Below are 1,818 nucleotides of genomic sequence, written 5' to 3' on the forward strand. Positions count from 1 at the left end.
GTCCCGGTGCAGGACGCGGTCGCCCCGCCGCCGGAGACGGTGGTCGCGCCCGTCCGGCTCCAGGTCCCCGACCTCGCGCTCGACATGCCGGTCGACGCCGTCGGCGTCGCGCCCGACGGGTCGATGGAGGTGCCGCCCGACGCGGACCGGGCGGGCTGGTACCGGTTCGGCCCCGGCCCGGCGTCGGCCGAGGGCACGACGCTCCTGGCCGGCCACGTCGACTCGCGGCTCAGCGGCATCGGACCGTTCGCGGACCTGCGCCGCCTGACCCCCGGGGCCCAGGTCCAGGTGACGACGAGCGACGGGTCCGTGCAGCCGTACGTCGTCGTCGACGTCACGAAGGTCCCCAAGGAGACCGCGCCGCTCGAGGACTGGTTCTCGCGCGAGGGGTCGCCCCGGCTGGTCCTCGTCACGTGCGGCGGCGCCTGGCAGGAGGACATCGGCCACTACGCGGACAACGTCGTGGTCACGGCGGAGCCCGGGTGATCCCTATGCTGGTCACACTGCCGCCGACGTCGACGTACCGCCCCGAGGAGCCGCCCGTGAGTGCACGCGAGCCGTCACCGGCGCGCGCGCCGGGCGAGGACCCGGACGGCGTCGACCAGCTCGGCCGCGACTTCGCCGCGGGGGACGAGCGCGCCATCCGCGAGGCGTACGTGCGGTGGTCGACGCTCGTGCACACGCTCGCGCTCCGCTCGCTCGGCACGACGGCCGAGGCCGAGGAGGTCACGCAGCAGGTCTTCGTGGACGCGTGGCGTGGTCGGCACCGGTTCGACCCGACGCGCGCCCGGCTGCCCGCGTGGCTCGTCGGCATCACCCGGCACGCGATCGCCGACGCGCACGAGCGCCGCACGCGCGACCGCAAGCTCGCGGACGCCGCGACCCCGCCGCCGACGACGGTGGCGTCCGCGGACGACCGCGTCGTCGACCGGCTCGTGATCGCCGACGAGCTCGACCGGCTCGGCGACCCGCAGCGCACGATCCTGCGGCTCGCCTTCTACGACGACCTCACGCACGACCAGATCGCCACCAGGCTGGACCTGCCGCTCGTCGTGCCGAGCCGCCCGGCCCGCAGGCCGACCTCCCACGGCTCGGGAAACGACGACGACGCGCGGAACTCGCACGACGACGACACGCACACGGCGATGCGCTCGCCCGCGAGCGGGTCGAGCCCGGCGCCGAGCAGCCAGACGTTGATCGTCGTGTCCATCGCCTCGTAGTAGACGGCGTTGTTGACGTGCCCGTACTGGTCGTTGTCGTTCCACCGGGTCGGGAACGGCGCGCGGTGCGGGTACGTCACGACGACGCCCCGGGTCGCAGCACGACGTCGAACGCGGCGCGGGCGCGCGCCGCGCTCGGGGTGTCGCCCGAGATGAGGTCGGCGTAGGTGAACGACTCGCTCACGCGCACGAGCACGAACGCGAGGTCGTTCGCGTCGATGGCCCGGTCGAACGGGTGCTCGCCGAGCTCGGCGAGCACGAGCACGCGCACCGTCGCGACGTAGCGCCGGTGGATCTCGCTCTCGTTGGTCGTGAGCAGCCGCAGGGCGCGGGCGGGCTCGCGGCGCAGGAACGCCCGGAAGTAGGGCGCGCGGATGAGGTCGGACGCGAAGCTCGTGAGCACGGCGGCGACGCGGTCCGGGCCGGAGCGGCCGGCGGCGGCGTCCTCGGCCTGCTGGAGCGTGGGGACGGCGAGCGACCACAGCACCTCGGACAGAAGCGCGTCGCGGTTGCCGACCCAGCGGAACAGCGAGGTCCGGTCGATGCCGAGCCGGCCGGCGAGGCGGCCCATGTCGACGCGCTCACCCTCGATGAACTG

3 protein-coding genes and 1 pseudogene are annotated in these 1,818 nt (G+C 74.6%); 2 read left to right on the forward strand and 2 right to left on the reverse strand.

The genetic code is table 11. The annotated features are described in order from the left end of the window. Together HGA02_RS18290 and HGA02_RS18295 are read left to right on the forward strand one after the other, a co-directional pair. Positions 1–486, forward strand: a 486-nt coding sequence (locus HGA02_RS18290) for a class F sortase (RefSeq protein ID WP_168680729.1), incomplete at its 5' end; no start/stop codon positions are given. A gap of 5 nt (positions 487–491) precedes the next feature. Further along, positions 492–1,031, forward strand: a pseudogene (locus tag HGA02_RS18295) (RNA polymerase sigma factor); the annotation flags it as partial. Here the strand turns inward: HGA02_RS18295 and HGA02_RS21250 are convergent. Then, the gene (locus tag HGA02_RS21250; protein ID WP_246248063.1) at positions 998–1,210 is read right to left on the reverse strand and encodes an acyl-CoA thioesterase family protein; all 213 of its coding nucleotides are present in this window, start codon (positions 1,208–1,210) and stop codon (positions 998–1,000) included. The pseudogene HGA02_RS18295 and the gene HGA02_RS21250 sit on opposite strands and share 34 nt — an antisense overlap. A gap of 86 nt (positions 1,211–1,296) precedes the next feature. After that, positions 1,297–1,818, reverse strand: a 522-nt coding sequence (locus HGA02_RS18300) for a QsdR family transcriptional regulator (protein WP_168680731.1), incomplete at its 5' end; no start/stop codon positions are given.

It is taken from the genome of Cellulomonas septica (assembly GCF_012396155.1).
Taxonomy (GTDB): Bacteria; Actinomycetota; Actinomycetes; order Actinomycetales; family Cellulomonadaceae; genus Cellulomonas; species Cellulomonas septica.

What these genes read in the sequence shown, in the direction of transcription:
- HGA02_RS21250 (WP_246248063.1), bottom strand. Translation starts at nt 1,210, where the DNA reads ATGGACACGACGATCAACGTCTGGCTGCTCGGCGCCGGGCTCGACCCG.